Here is a 16,460-nt window from a genome sequence, read left to right on the forward strand (position 1 = left end):
GACGAACTCAGGCGCCCAGTAACGCGGCTTCGATGGCTGCGCGATCCAGACCGGTCTGTCCGATCACGACCAAGCGTCCGTCACGCGTGCCGTCTGTCCAGGGCACATCGAATTCATGACGAAAGCGTGTTCCCACGCCCTGTACAGCCAGGCGCATTTTCTTGCCCTGTACTGCCACAAAACCCTTCATTCTCAGGATATCGAACGTACCCGCCACGTCACTGAGGCGCTTCAGGACCGCATCAACACCGACCTGCTCTGGCATGACAACAACAAAGCTCTCAAAATCATCATGTTCATGATCATCCGCTCCATCGTGATTGGACGGTCGTGCCTGAAGATCATCTTCCGCACTGGCTCCAATTCCAAGCAAAACGGCCGGATCAAGACGTCCTTCAACGGCCCGCAATGTTACGACCTTACGCGGGACAGCCTTGATGATGGCTGCCTCGACAGCATCCGTCTCGACGGTTTCCAGAAGATCGGTTTTGTTGAGAACGATCAGATCTGCCGCATTCAGCTGATCCTCATAGACTTCAGCGAGAGGATTATCGTGATCAAGAGACGGATCAGCCGCCCGCTGGGCTGCTACTGCAGCCGGATCATCGGCAAAACGGCCTGCTGCTACGGCAGGTGCATCCACCAGCGTAATCACGCCATCCACCGTCATGCGTGTACGGATATCAGGCCAGCTGAACGCTTTCAGGAGAGGCTTGGGGAGCGCAAGACCGGACGTCTCGATGACAATATGTTCCGGCGGATCAGGACGATCAATCAGGGCCTGCATGGTGGGAATGAAATCGTCTGCAACGGTGCAGCACAGGCAGCCATTTGTCAGTTCGACAATATCTTCGTCCGGACAGTTTTCGATGCCACAGGAGCGCAGAATTTCTCCATCGATCCCAAGAGAACCAAATTCGTTGACCACAATAGCGATCCTGCGCCCGTTCGCTTGCGCCAGTAGATTGCGCAAAAGCGTCGTTTTTCCGGCACCGAGGAAGCCTGTGATAATCGTAACGGGAATTTTGCGGCCGATACCTGAAATGGACTGGGACATCATGAAAGTTCCTGTGAGACAGAAAGAGACGCTGGCAGACGAGCGAGGATCATATCAGAAAGAGAAGCCGGGCGCTTTGACGGCATGACTGTTCCCGTTTTTGAGGCTCGATAGAGGCCTAGGAACGTCCGTAGGTCCTCGATTTTCTCTGGACCAAGTTGCCCAAGGATCAAGGTCCATTTTTCCGGCATCGACACAGCCGCGACGCAGCCGCGACTACATGTGGCCATGCAATCTACAGGCTGGATACTGAAATTGTCTTTCTCGGCATGCCGGGCAAGTGCCTCGTAAAGCTGACGCCCCTGAACGGGATCGTCAGTCAGTGGCAATCCACGACGGCATGTTACGCAGACATGCAGGACGGGTCTGGTCTGAGGCAGGGTTTCTGCCATGGCTTCGTCTCTCTTGCAGCCCGGACGGGCATAACAAAAGGCGCAGTAAAAGGCCTCCGGAGTTCGGAGGGGACCCACCGCAACGGCGCGCCCTCACAGTCCGGGCACCCCGCCGGATCATGACACTTGGCTCCGATGGCAGGTCTCCTGACTTACGGCCGAGACGCTTTCAGCGCCTCCTCTCCTGCCAGACCTTCCCGGACGTATTTCCAGTGGCTGCATGGCCCAAAAGCCATGCTGGCAGGACAGATAACCGTCCACAGTTGCGGGGGCAGTGCTGGATTTGATCCACAAGATCGCACCAGCTTCCCTTTTCATCCTCCTTTCGGAGGAACCATCACTTTCTTTCCTATCGCTGCTATTCTGGAGTGTCAAAAGCCTTGTAGGGCACCTACTTGAGTTTCAGCGATAACCCCGCAGCAACGAAGAGCACCTCGTCCGCGATAGCAGCAATCCGCTGATGCAGAAGACCCGCCTCATCCCGAAAACGCCGTGCCAAAGCATTCTCCGGAACAATTCCCAGCCCTACTTCATTGCCCACCAGAACGGTCTGATGCGCGCGCTCTGAGAGCGCGGACAACAGGTCTTCTACCGCTGCGCTGACATCTCTTTCATCCAGAACAAGATTGGTCAGCCAGAGTGTGAGGCAATCGACCAGAACAGGTTCCGGCCCTGCATTCCGAAGTACGTTCGCGATATCATAAGGTTCTTCGATCGTCTGCCATCCCAAGGCTCCCCGACTGGCACGGTGTAAAGCAATCCGGGTGCGCATCTCTTCGTCGTAGGCACGACCGGTCGCCAGATAGATCCATGGCGCAGGTTGGCTAGTGACAAGGGCTTCAGCAACGCTACTTTTCCCGGATCGAGCCCCTCCCAAAACAAACGAAATTTGACGCTGGCCTGTTGGGCCATCCGAATGCATCACGTCTTCTCCCGTCTCATTATCTTGCATGTGCCCGGATAACAGCACAAAAGACACCTCATGCCGACTGATGCTTCATTTTCCGTTCCAGACATTTCTTTCCCCAGCATGAAGGACCTCAGGACGGCCTGCCTGTCGCTACCTGAGCCAGATCGTGCCTGTGGAGACCGCATCAGGCAACGGGATGCCCTGCTGACCAAACCTCCCGGCAGCCTGGGGCGACTTGAAGAACTTGCGCTCTGGCTTGGTGAATGGCAGGGCACGGACAGGCCTGTTTTGGATAAAGTCCAGATCACAATTTTCGCGGGCAATCATGGTGTTGTTCAGCGTGGCGTCTCCCCCTGGCCCTCGGACGTTACAAGCCAGATGGTTGCGAACTTCGAGCATGGTGGGGCGGCTATTAATCAGCTTGCCCGCAATGCCGGAGCTGATCTGAGCGTGGTTTGCCTTCAGAACCTGCAGGCAACGGAAGACCTTTCACAGACCGCAGCAATGACGGAAGAAGATTTTCTGTCTGCTGTTTCAGTCGGGTACAGAGCTGTGCCCAAGGACGCAGATTTGTTTTGCCCCGGTGAAATGGGAATTGGCAATACAACACCCGCCGCCGCTCTATGCGCGGCCCTTCTGGGCGGAACAGGCAAAGACTGGGCTGGTCGTGGGACGGGACTTGACGATGACGGGCTCAAGCTGAAAGCAGCGGTCATTGATGAGGCCATCACGCTTCACAGGGGCACTCTGAGTGACCCATTAGAGGTCGCCCGCCACCTTGGTGGATACGAGCTGGCAGCTATCATGGGAAGCGTTCTGGCCGCGCGTCATCATGGCATTCCCGTCTTGCTCGATGGATTTGTATGTACCGCGGCAATTCTTCCTCTTGTGAAGATAGTCCCGGAAGCACTTGATCATACACGTCTTTCCCATTGCTCCGCAGAAGCGGGGCACCGCAACCTGGCTGCATCTCTCATGCTGGAACCTCTTCTGGATTTCGGACTGAGACTGGGAGAAGCATCAGGATCAGGTCTGGCCATTCCGCTTCTGCGCGGCGCCATAGCCTGCCATAATGGCATGGCAACATTCGCGGAAGCTTCTGTTTCCCAGAAGTCCGCGCCCTCAACAGAATGAAACTCTGGCGAACCATTCGGGAAGATATTGCCTGTGGTGCCGGGTTATTGACGCGTCTTCCCTTGGGATGGCTGCGCGTCACGGGAGAGGAATGGTCCTTGTCCCGGTCGGTCTGGTGCTGGCCACTTATTGGCGCTTTTGTAGGTGTTTTAACCGGCCTTGTTTTTCTGGGCCTATGCGCTGTTCATGTGCCGGTTACCGTCGCGGCAGTCTGGAGCATTGCAATACAGATCCTTCTGACAGGAGGCCTGCATGAAGATGGTTTGGCCGATATGGCTGATGGCTGTGGCGGCGGTTATACTGCAGAGCGACGACTGGAGATCATGCGTGATAGCAGGATTGGAAGTTACGGAGCATTGGCACTCGGGGTCTGCCTTCTGATCCGTGTTACAGCACTTGCTGCATTACCAATCATTCTGGTCATTCCTGCTCTTGCCCTGACAGGCACCTTATCGAGAGCTGTGCTGCCACTTCTGCCTTTTACTTTGCGTCCCGCTCGGGACAATGGCCTGGCACGACAATTGGAGAGGTTGACGCGGAATCAGGTCCTGGGATGCCTGTTCTCGGCGTTTTGTGTCACGGTGCTCTGCGTTTCATCCCGTATCGCTGTATTAACGTGTCTATTGTCTCTGTGCGTCGCAGCGGTCTCAAGAGCTACGGCAAAGCGGTTTTTAAACGGATATACAGGTGATGTTCTGGGAGCCACAGCCAGCATCACGGAGTGTGTTATTCTGACAGCACTCGTTGCGACAGGGAACAGTTGACACGCCTGTGTGGAAGATTACTTTGATAACCAGAAAAATAAGGGGAAACCGGTGTAAACCCGGTGCGGTCGCGCCACTGTAACGCATTTGCCATCTCAATGCGGAGTCAGACCTCCTTTTCCGAAGCAGTTTTCACCGCAGAACGCACATTTTCCTTGCGGAGCCCATCATGAGCCAGAGCCTCTCCTCACTTTCCAGCAGCACCCCAGCACCGATTGCTATTCCCGTTCGTGCTCTTGTGCCGTGGACTGTTTTTACAGTCATACTGAGCCTGATACTGCTCTACTTTGTAGGCGCAGAACAGGGTGCAACATCCCTGATCTCAGGCCACGAAGTGCATGAATTCGTTCATGATGGCCGTCATCTGCTTGGCTTCCCCTGCCACTAACGGCAGGTCTTAAACATGGCTGGTCGCCTTCTGACCCGCGGCATGATGGCCGGGGTTGCTGCTGCTTTTCTCGCATTTCTGTTCGCTCGTATCTTTGGGGAGCCTCAGGTCAATCTGGCCATCGCTTTCGAAAGTGCTAAAGATCTTGCTTCTGGGGAGTTACCCGAACCTGAACTGGTCAGCCGATCCGTACAGGCTTCCTTTGGGCTTCTAACGGCTGCTGTCATGTACGGTGCAGCGTATGGCGGGATTTTCGCAACGGTTTTCGCTTTTTCCTACGGTCGTATCGGGCGCTTTTCGCCGCGCGCACTTTCAGCCCTGCTGGCAGCCGCTGCCTTCGTAATTTTTGTGCTTGTCCCGGATCTGAAATATCCTCCCAACCCTCCTGCCGTAGGTTTACCTGAAACGATCACGCTCCGAACTGAAACCTATTTCGGGATGATCCTTCTTTCGCTCTGTGCAGCCACCGCCGCTTTCATGACCAGCCGACCTCTTATCCGGCGCCTTGGTCAATGGAATGGCATACTTGTGACCATTGCAGTGTTCATCAGCCTTATCGTGGCAGCTCAAGCTGGAATGCCTGATATTGATGAAGTGCCTACGGATTTTCCTGCGACGGTTCTCTGGCGGTTTCGTGAAGCGGCGCTTGGAATGCAGGCCGTTCTGTGGATTACGCTCGGATTACTTTTTGGTCCGCTGGCGGCTGGCGTCCTTCAGAAACAAGTCGACTGAAAAGTTCGGAAAAGAAAAAACTGTGACAACTGCTGCATTTTCTGAAGATTTTCGGCTTGATCTTGAGCGTCTTTTTACCTGGCGCCGGGATGTCCGTCATTTCAGACGTGAACCTGTTGCTCCTGCACTTCTGGATGATCTGCTTCAGGCGTCAACGCTCGCTCCTTCTGTAGGATTGAGCGAGCCGTGGCGTTTTGTTCTTGTGGAAGATCAAACCCGGAAATCAGCGGTTCGAAAAAGCTTCGAAACGTGCAATGCCCGCGCACTTGAGGGATATGACGGAGAACAGGCAGCTGGATATGCCAGTCTCAAACTGGCCGGGCTGGATGATGCTCCTCACCATGTTGCAGTTTTTTGCGAAACCACACCAGATCAGGGGCATGGCCTTGGACGCGCAACAATGCCCGAAACCACGACATGGTCTGCCGTCATGGCAATCCATACCTTCTGGCTTGCGGCAACAGCATCGGGGGCCGGGCTCGGATGGGTGTCAATTCTTGATCCTGAGACCGTTTCAACAATACTGAACGCTGAACCCAACTGGGATCTCGTAGCCTATCTCTGCGTAGGATACCCGACAGAACAAGCTGATACGCCTGAGCTGGAGCGCATGGGCTGGGAAAAACGGAATCCGGAACGTCGTCAGTGGATCAGACGCTAACGTAGTACAGTCGGCTGCTTCCCTGCGGCATGGAGGGCGCCAGAAGATCCGGCTGCTTTATTCCGCGGGCCAGACCGTCCAGCAGGCGTAATGGTCCACCATGAGAAATGACCAGAGCTGGTCGCGCTAGCCGAAGCAGGTCCGACCAGAAAGCCTGCACTCTCTCCTGAAGGCTTTTTCCGTTTTCTCCTCCGGGTGGAGAAAAACCCTCTGGATCGCTAGCCCAGTGGTCCAGAGCCTGACGCGGAATATCAGCCCAAGCCAGCCCCTCCCAACATCCAAAATACAGTTCCTGAAGACGATCATCCTGCAACACTGGCAAACCGCTTCGCTCTGCCATTTTTTGCGCGACAGCCAAACAACGCGAAGACGGGGATGTATAAATAACTGAGCTGCCAATTCCCTTGGCTAGCGTCAACAGGCCAGCCGCAACTGGCTCCCATCCTGCCATCAGCGTCATATCCTTTCGTCCGTAACAGACGCCTTCGGCATCTGCGACCTGTGGATGACGTGAGAGAAGAACCGGGAGTGTGGCAAGTTTCATGTGTGGAAACATGGGGGTGGCGCATGTTTTTCGTCAACCCGCCCTACAAGCGATTTTAGACCATTTCCGGAACGGCCGTGTGATGTGTAAAGTGCCTGTTATCTCATTAGACCTATCTTCAAAACACACTGAGGACATGATGCACACATTGTCTTTCCGCCAGCGTTTACGACTGGCCACCGGGTTGGCGGCTTTCGCTTCAACTTCTTTTTTAATTGGCCTTTCCACCGCGCAGGCAGCTCCCAACACCGGCGCCTCCGGCCCCATTGATCCCACGCGGATGTCCGAGACAATGCGTGTGCTGTCGTCGGATGAGTTCGAAGGCCGGGCACCGGGCACGCCGGGAGAAGCCGTTACGGTCAAATGGCTGATCGAGCAGTATCAGAAGATCGGTCTTGAACCGGGTGGCGAGAACGGCGGCTGGACGCAGAACGTCCCGATGATCCGCACCCGTCCTGACCCGAAAGCCACAGCGACCGTCACCACGCGCGGTCATACTTTGGAACTGCACCAGCTTAAGGACGTGGCCCTCTCCACGTTGCAGCCCATCCAACGTCTGCGCCTGTCCCATGTTCCGATGGTATTTGTTGGATATGGCGTTACGGCTCCCGAGCGTCGCTGGAACGATTTCAAACAGGTTGATCTGCACGGCAAGATTGCGGTCTTTCTTGTCAACGATCCGGATTTTGACGCTGGACCAGAAGAGCCTGTAGCCGGACGTTTTGGCGGCAAGACCATGACCTATTATGGCCGCTGGACGTACAAGTTCGAGGAAGCAGCCCGTCGCGGTGCCGCAGGTGCGCTCATCATTCATGACACGCCGGGCGCATCCTATCCGTGGAGCACCGTTGTTGCGCCGCAGGGTGAGGAATATGACATCCTGCCTGACGACAAGGATCTGAAGTCCGTTCCGCTGATTGGCTGGATCGAAGGCAATGCGGCCCATGCGCTCTTTGCCCAGACCGGTCTGGATCTGAATCGTCTGCGTCGTCAGGCCCGTTCGCCAGACTTCCACCCGGTCAATATTCATGACACGACGTTCTCGCTTGATATGTCGGTCAAGGTGGATCATCTCCAGAGCCAGAACGTGATCGGCAAGATCACAGGTTCGACCTATCCGGATGAAACCGTCATGTTCGGTGCTCACTGGGATGCATTTGGCAAGAGCACCGATGCACAGGGTAACACCGTCATCCGCCGTGGCGCGATCGACGACGGTTCCGGCATTGCCGCTGTTCTTGAAATCGCGCGTGCTTTCAAAAACGGCCCGAAGCCAAAGCGCACTGTGAGCTTTGCATCCTGGACGGGTGAAGAGCGTGGTCTGCTGGGATCAAGCTGGTATGTGGCGCATCCGCTCGCCCCGCTGGACAAGACTGCTGCCAATCTGACGATGGATGTTCTTCAGATGGCGGGACCGGCCCATAATGCCTTCATCATCGGCGCGGGTCAGGATACCCTTCAGGATGACTTTTCTGCAGCAGCTCTAAAGCAGGGCCGTACAACGCAGCCGGAAGCCATGCCGGAACGTGGCGCATTCTATCGTGCAGACCACCTGCCCTTCGCGCGAGCTGGCGTGCCCGTTCTCGCCGTGATGGACATGGCTGGCCCGTTCGATCTGCTCAATGGCGGAACAGCAGCAGGCAGCAAGTGGCTGACGTCTTATATGGCCTGCTACCATCAGGCCTGTGATGCCTGGAGCGCCGACTGGGATGTGCGCGGCGCGGCGCAGGACGTTGAAGTCGTGCGTCAGGTTGGCTATAGCGCCGCCTTCTCGCATGACTGGCCGACCTGGAAGGGTGGTTCGGAATTCCGGGCCATTCGGGAGAAGAGCGACAACACCCGCTCGGCTCACTAAGAGAAAATATCCGAGCGGTTCGTTCCACTCGGATATTTTCAGGCAAGATCCTGCCGGATCCAGTCCGTCAATGAACGATGGGCTGGTGTCCAGCCAAGTTCCCTCCTCGCTTTGTCAGCCCGGACACGGCTGTTGGAACTCAGGCCAAACACTGCAAGTTCACGGCCCCAGCGCTTGATCGCCTCTTCAGGGGCCCAATCCTTCGATGGCCCAAGGCCTAAAGCGGCACCAATCGCATCCGTGATTTCACGAAACGATGCTTCGCCGTTTTCAACAAAATAAAAACTGCCAGCTGGCGCTTTCGTAAGAGCCAGTTCGTATAACACGGCAACGTCTGCAATATGGACGTTTGACCAGCGATTGAGACCACGGCCGATATGTCGGCTGATGCCGCTTTCCCGGGCCTGCGCCACGAGAGGCGGAATCTGAACACTTTGCGAAACTGGCCCCAGATGGCGTCCGTAGATCATGGTGTTGCACAGAACCACTGAGCGGATATCAGGTGCGGCATTCCGAATGAGAGTATCGATTGCGATACGCGCGACCTTGTCAGGTGCCGGAGTTACAGGAGTTTCTTCCGTAAAAATCGCATCGGAAGGTTCACCGAGGGCTTCGTCTCCGACCAGAGAACTGCCACTTGTATGCAAAAACGGCTTTCCGCTGCCTTCGAGCCCCTTCAAGAGCGCTTCAACTGCACCACGGTGATCACTGTCAGCTGCATTGATCACGGCATCTGCATTCTGTGCCTCGACCATCAGAAGGTCGCTATCGTCGAGGGTACCCACAACGGGTTCGATGCCGAAAGATCGAAGTTCTCCCGCGCGGGATTGATCGCGGATCAGGCCTCGGATCTGATGGCCATTTGCGGCGAGATGGGCTGCGACGGAACCCCCGATATAGCCACTTGCGCCGGTGATGAAGATTTTCATCTGTTTTGCCTCTGCTTCAGTAAAGCTAGAACGTGAGGGGAAGATGATCTTTTCTTTGAGACTTGATAATTCCCTCAGATTGCACAAAACCTATGAAAGGAATTCATAGGTGGCGTTGTGGATAATCGCGTCCGCGAAATGCAGGTTTTCGTGCGCGTTGTGGAAAGTGGCAGTTTTTCAGAGGCAGCGCGTCTTCTGAGAATGACGCCTTCGACGGTCAGCAAGCTGATTGCACGCATCGAGGCACGTCTGGGATTGCGTCTGATTGAACGATCCACACGTCGCCTTTCCGTGACACAGGAAGGGCAAGCTTATTACGCACGGGCCACAGCCCTGATTGCGGACCTTGATGACATTGAACGCAGTCTAACGACCGGCAACATGCAGCCACAGGGTACGGTTCGGGTGAATGCTTCGGTTGCATTCGGAACGCTTGGGCTTGAACCCCTTCTGCCTGCTTTCTGGGAGACTTACCCGGATATTGTGATTGACCTCTCCCTGTCAGACGAAATGACCGACCTTTATCTGGATCGAACGGATGTTGCGTTCCGGGTAGGGCGTTTGCAGGATTCAGGATTGACCGCCCGGCATCTTGGATCTGCTCCACGCAAGATCGTGGCCTCTTCTGCCTATCTGGCCCGACATGGAACGCCTCAGACTGTCAGAGATCTGAGCCATCACCGGTGTCTGGGTTTCAATTTCCAACGATCAGCGCCTGTCTGGCCTCTTCATGAAAAAGGTTGATTGGTTGATCGGCTAGTGCGCGGGCCGCTTCTGGCCAACAACGGGGAAACCGTACGCAGGCTGGCCGTTCAGGGTGCGGGATTGGCACGGTTAGGCGAATATCATGTGCGGAATGATATTCAGGCAGGGCGGCTGATCGAAGTGTTGGCTGATGCAGGCGTGCAGGATGAAGAAGACATTCATGCGCTCTATCCGGGAGGCCGTCAGAGCCCACCCCGAGTAAGAGCCTTTCTGGATTTCATGGTCCCTCGCCTTCAGTATTATCTGGCGGCATCCTGAGTGTCAGAATTTTTCTCTTTTCGCGGGCGGCCAGCCCAGACTGTGGCGAGAACAGACCCTGACACGTTGTGCCAGACCGAGAACACAGCTCCTGGAAGGGCTGCAACGGGGGAGAAATACAGACGGCCCAATGTGGCTGCGAGTGCAGAATTCTGCATCCCGACCTCAAGAGCCAGTGTTCGGCAAACGGATTCATCAAAACCCAGAAGTCGCCCTCCCCAGTACCCTCCCGCAAGCCCGATAGCATTGTGCAGAACGACACCCAGCATGAGCAGCGGACCAGCTTGAGCAAGGGAAGGCCCTGCTCCAGCCACCACACAGCCAATAATCAGCAGGATGGACACCATGGCGATGGGTGGAAGAGCAGCCTCAACGCGCTTCACCATGCGCTGGCAGAGTGTATTGACAATAACACCCGCCAGAACAGGCAACGCCACCATCGTAATGATACTGCGAAACAGGCCCCAACTATCAACTGATACGCCAGCCGAGACATAAAGGCGGGTCAATAATGGTGTCGCGAAAATCCCAACCAGTGTGGAGAGCGCACTGATGCTGACAGACAGTGCGACGTCCCCTTTGGACAAGAAGATCATGACATTCGAAGCAGTACCGCTCGAAACGCATCCAACGAGGATTATACCAGTCGCCAGCGCAGGCGGCATCCCGAGCAGATGAGCAATACCCCAGGCGGCGAGAGGCATCACCAGATAATGAAGGCCCACCCCCGCCAGAACGGGATAAGGGCGGCGAGAGATCCGGGAGAAATCCTGCACCGTTAGGGAAACGCCCATCGTGAACATGATGAAAGCGAGAAGCGGCGTGATGATGGGCAGAAGCTTCAGGAATGGTGCAGGAAATACAATAGCACCGACCGTCACCAGAATGGCCCAGACAGGGAAAAGGCGTGTCATCATCTAACGGGACGTCTCCATTCTCGCGCAGTGGACTTCCTCATACCGGCATCGGGGAGATTTTGACACATGCCAAGATGGAGAGGTCCGGCAATCTCACTTCCACCCTTTCCTGTCCTAACCGAGTATGCAACGTTCAGATCACCATTGAAACACAGCGTCATACGCCGTTTTCGCTATTCCTTTTACCGATCAAGGACAGACTTCATGATGCGTCGCCTTCTGGCTCTTAGTACACTTCTTGCCGGCCTGCCCTATGCGATGGCTCATGCCGAGGGCACTTTCTCGTTCCAGCAGACCCCGGGAGAACTTCCAAAGACGGTTGCTCCGGAAACCTATGTCATTGATCTTGAAACTGATCCTGAGCACCTGACCCTCAAAGGGCAGGAAAACATTGACGTGAACGTCCTGACCGATACGCAGGATATCGTCCTCAATCAGGCTGGCCTGAAACTCTCAGCAGCCATTCTGGATGGAACCCATCACGCCACCATCAGGCAGGATGATGCCGCGGAAACAGCGACGCTTCATTTTGAACAGGCGGTCCCTAAAGGCCCGCATACGCTCGCCATCAGCTACACGGGACCGATCCTCAAGACACCGAACGGCCTGTATATTAACGACTACACCTCAGCCAAAGGCGAGAAGCGCCGGATGCTGGTGACGCAGTTTGAAGTTGCCGATGCACGCCGGATGTTCCCCGGCTGGGACGAGCCCGCGTTCAAGGCCAGCTTCCAGCTTAACGTGACCCTGCCGTTCGATGATGCCGCCGTCAGCAACATGCCCATCATCGGCACTACACAGCAGGATACAAAAACCAAGCGCGTGTCTTTCGCTCCTACTCCCCGCATGTCCAGCTATCTTCTGGCGCTTGTTGCGGGTGATATGGGTGCAGTCCATGGCGGCGCTGACGGCACGGACATGAGCGTGTATGCGCCAGCAGGCCTTGAGGAACAGGGCCGTTACGCCCTTGAATCCGCCGAGAAGATCCTGCCGTATTACAACACCTATTTCGGTGTAAAATATCCTCTTCCCAAGATGGATATGCTGGCTATTCCCGGCAATTATCAGGCCGGTGCGATGGAGAACTGGGGCGCCCTCACATACATCGACAATGTTCTTCTTTTTGATCCGAAAAACAGCACGCCCCGGACCCGTGAGCTGATCCACGAAGTCGTTGCACACGAAATGGCCCATCAGTGGTCGGGCGATCTCGTGACGATGGGCTGGTGGAATAACATTTGGCTCAATGAAGGTTTCGCGTCCTGGATGGAAATCAAGGTCACGGACAAGCTGAACCCTCAGTGGGACATCTGGCCGCGGCAGCATGAGACCCGCGAAGAGACGATGGCGATTGATGCTCTCGCCACCACACATCCGATCCAGCAGACAATCCATAACGTCAGCGAAGCCAATTCGGCGTTTGACAGCATCAGCTATGGCAAGGGTGAACTCGTCATCCGGATGCTGGAAGGCTGGCTGGGCGAAGACAAGTTCCGCGATGGAATGCGCGCTTACATGAAGGCTCATGCGTACGGAAACGCCACCAGTCAGGATCTGTGGAACGCCTTGTCCTCCACATCTGGCGAGGACGTTGCCAAGGTCGCCCGCAGCTTTACGGAACAGCCGGGTATTCCGCAGGTCAATGTGACGTCGTTCTGCCAGAACGATCAGGCGACTTATACGCTAACGCAGAGCCGCTTCACCATTCATGACCCGCAGGCCCAGCTCTTGACGTGGAGCATCCCGGTTGTTTCTGGTGGCCCCGGACTTCCCAGCAAGACGATCGTTCTGGGAACGGAACCTGTTACCATCACGACGCCGCATTGTGATGCACCGTTCAAGCTCAATCTTGGCGAAAGTGGCTACTATCGTGTGTCCTACGACAAGGGCGCGTTGGCTGCACTGGCGGCGTCCATCAGCAAATTCTCGCCTGTGGACCGCGCCAATCTGCTTGGAGACCAGTATGCCCTCTTCCGGTCAGGTCAGGCGGGGCTGGCTCCGTATCTGGATCTCGTGGACCGTCTGACGACGGCGCATGAGAGCGATATTGCGGTTCTTGAAGAGATTATCGACCGTCTGGAAACGATTGATCTTTATGAAATCGGCAACTCGGATCGCGCTGATTTTCAGGCTTATGCCCGAAGCCGTCTGGCCCCCGTTCTGGCGCGTCTTGGCTGGGACGAAAAGCCCCACGAGACTATTCTGGATACGATGCTGCGCCCATCGGTCATCAGCGCGCTCGGAGCCTTCAACGATCCAAAGGTAACCGCGGAAGCCAAGCGTCGCTTTGCGCTTTGGAAGGCCAACCCGGCATCCCTGCGCCCTGATCTTGTCGCTGCCGTCACAACGATTGCCATGAAAAACGCTGACGAGCAGACATGGGCCTTTATGGCTGACAAGGTTCGTACGACGCAGGCCACCGAGCTGAAGCTGCGCTATTTCGCTGCACTCGCCAGCGCAACAAACCCGGATCTGATCCGCAAGACTGTCGAACTGGCTTATAGCGGCGCTATTCCGAATGGACGGATTGCCCGTTCGCTCGCGGTCGTTGCAGTCTCCAGCGAAAACCCGGATCTGGTTTGGAAGTTGGTGAAGGAACACGAGGCCGATATCCGCACCCATCTTGCACCTTGGTCGCAGGACGACTTCCTCGCCACCATCGCCGCTCACTCCAACAGCCCGCAGGTTCTGGCCGCTCTACAGAGTGATCCATGGGCCACGAAGACAACCGGATCCAAGATTGCGACAGCCAAGGCGGTCAACACAATCAATGCCCGTCAGGACGCCATCCGTGCCACCCAGACACAGATCCACGACTGGCTTTCAACGCATCACTGATTTTTAGAAAAACAGAGTTTGGGAGGATCCGATGATCCTCCCATTCTTCAAGCTTCGGCTTTGGATCGAGGCGCGACAAGCTTGAACATCGGGCCTGTCAGGACTGTGGAAATCACAGCCAGAACCATCAAAGATGCAAACGCAAACTCCGAGATCATGCCCTGAGCATGAAAGATCGTTGCGGCGACAATCTCCATCAACCCTTTGCACTGCAGAAGCACGCCAACACTCAACGCCTGACGGCGGCTGAGGCCTGCTGCAGGAGGGAAAATGTACACAGCTACAATCTTGGTCACGATCGAAATGGCAACCAGAGACAGCGAAGCAATGACGGAAGGCCATGTCAGGGCGTCACCATCAATATTCAGGCCGCTATGGCCGAAGAACATTGGAGCAAGCCAGATCAAGGAGAATGCCCCGACCTTCTCAACAGGCAGGCGACGGACCCACGATGGGGGCATGATCGCACCCGCGAAATAGGCGCCAATCAGTTCATGAAGACCAAGCTGCATACTCGCCCAGGACCCGGCGGCAAGATAGACAGGAACGGCGAGCCAGATCACGGCCAGAGGCGGATGGCGGAAATGGCGGGACGCCCAGTTTCCAAGCAGCGCCAGCCCGACCAGTAGTGCAATCGCCAGTACTTCCAGACCGGTCCAACCATGCAACGCGGCAGTGCCCCGTTCTGCAACCTGCAAGGCAGCCAATCCGATCCAGAGCGCAGCGTCATCAATCACTGCGAGTTTGAGCGCAAGCTGACCCAGTGGGCGCTGCGAAGGATTAAGCTCCCTGACGACACCAATCAAAACAGGCAGCGCGCTGACCGCAATACATAGCCCGATCGACGCTGCGGCAACCCATAGCTGGGCATGCGGAGGATGCCATCCCGGCAGGGGCAGGAAAAATTCGTAAGCGAGAACAGAACCTACCAGCAGCGGCCCGCCAAGGGCCACAGCAGCTCCGCCCAGAAGCCGCCCCAAGGAGGGATCTGGCAATGCATGGTCTGCCGCTGTCTCTTCGGGGGGCTGCCACATCTCCAGCCCGGCAGTAAACGCCAGAACAAGAACAGCAACCCAGCCAATATCACTTCCGTACACAGACGGGATGCCCAGTGATTTAACCGGGAGATGCCAGGCGGAGATCACTATACCGATAAGTATAGGAAGAACAACAATCGGTATTGCTCTGTAAAGAAGGTGCCACAAAACCCATGGGAGAAAAACGAAAACCGCAGCATCTGCAAAAAGTGCCGTAATGTTTGTCATCAGCCTCCCCTATTGTACCTGTATGAAAGGATAGGGTACGCGATTATGAGCCCTATGTGCAAACCGATACAACCGGGGCAGAGCACATGACCAACCTGCATAATCTACGAAGCGTTATCTTCCACTCCGGTAGTATGGTGTTCCAAGAGCCGCCGGTGCGGCCATCGCGGACCTGAGTTTCGCAAATGCCAGCATCGGCACAATGATGCAGGCGACCGTTCCGAGATACGGTAAGGTATTGAGAATGGCTGGCGCCACCGGCCACCCTCTCGCCTGCCCCATGAAACCGACAGCTGTTACCAGCCCGAACAACAGGCCAGACAGCACAGCCACCACAGGGCGATAACCCGCAAAGATCACAAGTGCGACGGCAATCCACCCTCGCCCGGCAATCATTCCATCTGACCAGACCGGAACCACAGCCAGGGTCAGATCAGCACCCGCCAGACCGGCCAGAACGCCTCCCAGAATGACAGCCAGCGCTCTCAGCTGCATAACAGGTACACCGACCGCATCGGCAGCGGCCGGATTTTCGCCAACAGCACGAAGATCCAGCCCGGAACGTGTTCGGAACATCCAGAAATGCACCAGACCCGGCAGAACCAGATAGATCAGATAAACCAGCACATTCTGGCTGAAAAAGGCTGGTCCAATGACGGGAATGGACGAAAAAACCGGAATAGAGACGGGTTCAAATACAGCAGACACAGGAATACCGGCAACAGACCGGCCTATGACGGAACTCAGACCCAGCCCTAGGAATGTAATGGCAACGCCGCACAGAACCTGATTGGCACGAAGTACCACACTCGAAAGCGCCAGAACGCCAGCTCCCAGCCCTCCAACCAATCCGGCAGCCAGAAGGCCTAGCCATGGATGGGGCGTCGCCGTCACTGTCATGACGGCGACGACAGCCCCGAGAGACATGAGGCCCTCGACACCGAGATCCAGAACGCCAGCCCGCTCGGCAATCACCTCGCCAAGCGCACCAAGAGCCAGAACACTACCGGAAAGAACGGCATGACCAAGAAGATCGCTGAGAAGTGCCATT

The 16,460-nt window shown here is 56.0% G+C and carries 15 protein-coding genes, 1 pseudogene and 2 riboswitches; of the genes and pseudogenes, 8 read left to right on the forward strand and 8 right to left on the reverse strand.

All coding sequences use genetic code 11. The annotated features are described in order from the left end of the window. Positions 1-7: 7 nt before the first annotated feature. From cobW to cobU, 3 genes are all read right to left on the reverse strand, one after another. The gene (gene cobW / locus HKD32_RS08905) at positions 8-1,060 is read right to left on the reverse strand and encodes a cobalamin biosynthesis protein CobW (protein WP_061930120.1); all 1,053 of its coding nucleotides are present in this window, start codon (positions 1,058-1,060) and stop codon (positions 8-10) included. Next, positions 1,057-1,449: a DUF1636 family protein gene (locus HKD32_RS08910; protein WP_010503290.1), complete on the reverse strand. Its 393-nt coding sequence runs from the start codon at positions 1,447-1,449 to the stop codon at positions 1,057-1,059. The genes cobW and HKD32_RS08910 overlap by 4 nt, the downstream gene beginning before the upstream one ends. Before the next feature lie 120 nt (positions 1,450-1,569). Then, a riboswitch (cobalamin riboswitch) is annotated at positions 1,570-1,803 on the reverse strand. 37 nt (positions 1,804-1,840) lie between these two features. Then, positions 1,841-2,371, reverse strand: coding sequence for a bifunctional adenosylcobinamide kinase/adenosylcobinamide-phosphate guanylyltransferase (cobU, locus tag HKD32_RS08915; protein ID WP_194257906.1), 531 nt, complete (start codon positions 2,369-2,371; stop codon positions 1,841-1,843). A gap of 60 nt (positions 2,372-2,431) precedes the next feature. On the opposite strand from cobU, the gene cobT reads away from it, so the two are divergent. The 5 genes from cobT (at position 2,432) to bluB (ending at position 6,038) form a co-directional block, all read left to right on the forward strand. Continuing rightward, positions 2,432-3,493, forward strand: coding sequence for a nicotinate-nucleotide--dimethylbenzimidazole phosphoribosyltransferase (gene cobT / locus HKD32_RS08920; protein ID WP_194257865.1), 1,062 nt, complete (start codon positions 2,432-2,434; stop codon positions 3,491-3,493). Next, complete coding sequence (gene cobS / locus HKD32_RS08925; protein WP_194257866.1) at positions 3,490-4,257, forward strand: adenosylcobinamide-GDP ribazoletransferase; 768 nt, start codon at positions 3,490-3,492, stop codon at positions 4,255-4,257. The genes cobT and cobS overlap by 4 nt, the downstream gene beginning before the upstream one ends. Beyond that, positions 4,254-4,391, forward strand: a riboswitch (cobalamin riboswitch). (Overlaps the previous gene by 4 nt.) Positions 4,392-4,426: 35 nt before the next feature. After that, on the forward strand, positions 4,427-4,645 hold the full coding sequence (locus HKD32_RS08930; RefSeq protein ID WP_194257867.1) for a CbtB domain-containing protein: 219 nt from the start codon (positions 4,427-4,429) through the stop codon (positions 4,643-4,645). 15 nt (positions 4,646-4,660) lie between these two features. Next, positions 4,661-5,377 (forward strand): CbtA family protein, encoded by a 717-nt coding sequence (locus HKD32_RS08935; RefSeq protein ID WP_194257868.1) that lies wholly within the window; start codon positions 4,661-4,663, stop codon positions 5,375-5,377. Between the two features lie 22 nt (positions 5,378-5,399). Continuing rightward, entirely contained in the window at positions 5,400-6,038 is a 639-nt protein-coding gene (gene bluB, locus HKD32_RS08940; RefSeq protein ID WP_194257869.1) for a 5,6-dimethylbenzimidazole synthase, read from the forward strand. On the opposite strand, the gene HKD32_RS08945 is transcribed toward bluB, so the two are convergent. Then, entirely contained in the window at positions 6,028-6,582 is a 555-nt protein-coding gene (locus HKD32_RS08945; protein ID WP_228118878.1) for a histidine phosphatase family protein, read from the reverse strand. The genes bluB and HKD32_RS08945 overlap by 11 nt on opposite strands. Before the next feature lie 136 nt (positions 6,583-6,718). Between HKD32_RS08945 and HKD32_RS08950 the strand changes: the two genes are divergently transcribed. Continuing rightward, entirely contained in the window at positions 6,719-8,437 is a 1,719-nt protein-coding gene (locus tag HKD32_RS08950; RefSeq protein WP_194257870.1) for a M20/M25/M40 family metallo-hydrolase, read from the forward strand. 38 nt (positions 8,438-8,475) lie between these two features. Here the strand turns inward: HKD32_RS08950 and HKD32_RS08955 are convergent, their stop codons facing one another. After that, positions 8,476-9,366: an NAD-dependent epimerase/dehydratase family protein gene (locus HKD32_RS08955; RefSeq protein ID WP_061930101.1), complete on the reverse strand. Its 891-nt coding sequence runs from the start codon at positions 9,364-9,366 to the stop codon at positions 8,476-8,478. A 117-nt stretch (positions 9,367-9,483) separates the two neighbouring features. Here HKD32_RS08955 and HKD32_RS08960 point away from each other — a divergent pair. Beyond that, a pseudogene (locus HKD32_RS08960) lies at positions 9,484-10,389 on the forward strand (LysR substrate-binding domain-containing protein). On the opposite strand, the gene panS reads toward HKD32_RS08960, so the two are convergent. Then, a complete protein-coding gene (gene panS, locus HKD32_RS08965) occupies positions 10,371-11,306 on the reverse strand; it encodes a ketopantoate/pantoate/pantothenate transporter PanS (protein WP_061930090.1) in 936 nt (311 codons plus the stop codon). The pseudogene HKD32_RS08960 and the gene panS sit on opposite strands and share 19 nt — an antisense overlap. 204 nt (positions 11,307-11,510) lie before the next feature. Between panS and HKD32_RS08970 the strand changes: the two genes are divergently transcribed. Next, on the forward strand, positions 11,511-14,144 hold the full coding sequence (locus tag HKD32_RS08970; protein WP_194257871.1) for a M1 family metallopeptidase: 2,634 nt from the start codon (positions 11,511-11,513) through the stop codon (positions 14,142-14,144). 47 nt (positions 14,145-14,191) lie between these two features. Here the strand turns inward: HKD32_RS08970 and HKD32_RS08975 are convergent, their stop codons facing one another. Both HKD32_RS08975 and HKD32_RS08980 read right to left on the reverse strand, forming a co-directional pair. Then, positions 14,192-15,409, reverse strand: coding sequence for a cation:proton antiporter (locus HKD32_RS08975; RefSeq protein ID WP_061930084.1), 1,218 nt, complete (start codon positions 15,407-15,409; stop codon positions 14,192-14,194). Between the two features lie 114 nt (positions 15,410-15,523). Beyond that, positions 15,524-16,459 carry an ABC transporter permease gene (locus tag HKD32_RS08980; RefSeq protein ID WP_061930081.1) on the reverse strand — a complete coding sequence of 312 codons (936 nt, stop codon included), beginning with the start codon at positions 16,457-16,459 and terminating at the stop codon, positions 15,524-15,526. Position 16,460 lies beyond the last annotated feature (1 nt).

Source organism: Gluconobacter japonicus (genome assembly GCF_015244665.1).
Classification (GTDB): domain Bacteria; phylum Pseudomonadota; class Alphaproteobacteria; order Acetobacterales; family Acetobacteraceae; genus Gluconobacter; species Gluconobacter japonicus.

What these genes read in the sequence shown, in the direction of transcription:
- HKD32_RS08950 (WP_194257870.1), top strand. Translation starts at nt 6,719, where the DNA reads ATGATGCACACATTGTCTTTCCGCCAGCGTTTACGACTGGCCACCGGG.
- HKD32_RS08930 (WP_194257867.1), top strand. Translation starts at nt 4,427, where the DNA reads ATGAGCCAGAGCCTCTCCTCACTTTCCAGCAGCACCCCAGCACCGATT.
- cobW (WP_061930120.1), bottom strand. Translation starts at nt 1,060, where the DNA reads ATGATGTCCCAGTCCATTTCAGGTATCGGCCGCAAAATTCCCGTTACG.
- HKD32_RS08980 (WP_061930081.1), bottom strand. Translation starts at nt 16,459, where the DNA reads ATGGCACTTCTCAGCGATCTTCTTGGTCATGCCGTTCTTTCCGGTAGT.
- cobT (WP_194257865.1), top strand. Translation starts at nt 2,432, where the DNA reads ATGCCGACTGATGCTTCATTTTCCGTTCCAGACATTTCTTTCCCCAGC.
- HKD32_RS08935 (WP_194257868.1), top strand. Translation starts at nt 4,661, where the DNA reads ATGGCTGGTCGCCTTCTGACCCGCGGCATGATGGCCGGGGTTGCTGCT.
- HKD32_RS08970 (WP_194257871.1), top strand. Translation starts at nt 11,511, where the DNA reads ATGATGCGTCGCCTTCTGGCTCTTAGTACACTTCTTGCCGGCCTGCCC.
- HKD32_RS08945 (WP_228118878.1), bottom strand. Translation starts at nt 6,582, where the DNA reads ATGAAACTTGCCACACTCCCGGTTCTTCTCTCACGTCATCCACAGGTC.
- HKD32_RS08910 (WP_010503290.1), bottom strand. Translation starts at nt 1,449, where the DNA reads ATGGCAGAAACCCTGCCTCAGACCAGACCCGTCCTGCATGTCTGCGTA.
- panS (WP_061930090.1), bottom strand. Translation starts at nt 11,306, where the DNA reads ATGATGACACGCCTTTTCCCTGTCTGGGCCATTCTGGTGACGGTCGGT.
- HKD32_RS08975 (WP_061930084.1), bottom strand. Translation starts at nt 15,409, where the DNA reads ATGACAAACATTACGGCACTTTTTGCAGATGCTGCGGTTTTCGTTTTT.
- cobU (WP_194257906.1), bottom strand. Translation starts at nt 2,371, where the DNA reads ATGCATTCGGATGGCCCAACAGGCCAGCGTCAAATTTCGTTTGTTTTG.
- HKD32_RS08955 (WP_061930101.1), bottom strand. Translation starts at nt 9,366, where the DNA reads ATGAAAATCTTCATCACCGGCGCAAGTGGCTATATCGGGGGTTCCGTC.
- cobS (WP_194257866.1), top strand. Translation starts at nt 3,490, where the DNA reads ATGAAACTCTGGCGAACCATTCGGGAAGATATTGCCTGTGGTGCCGGG.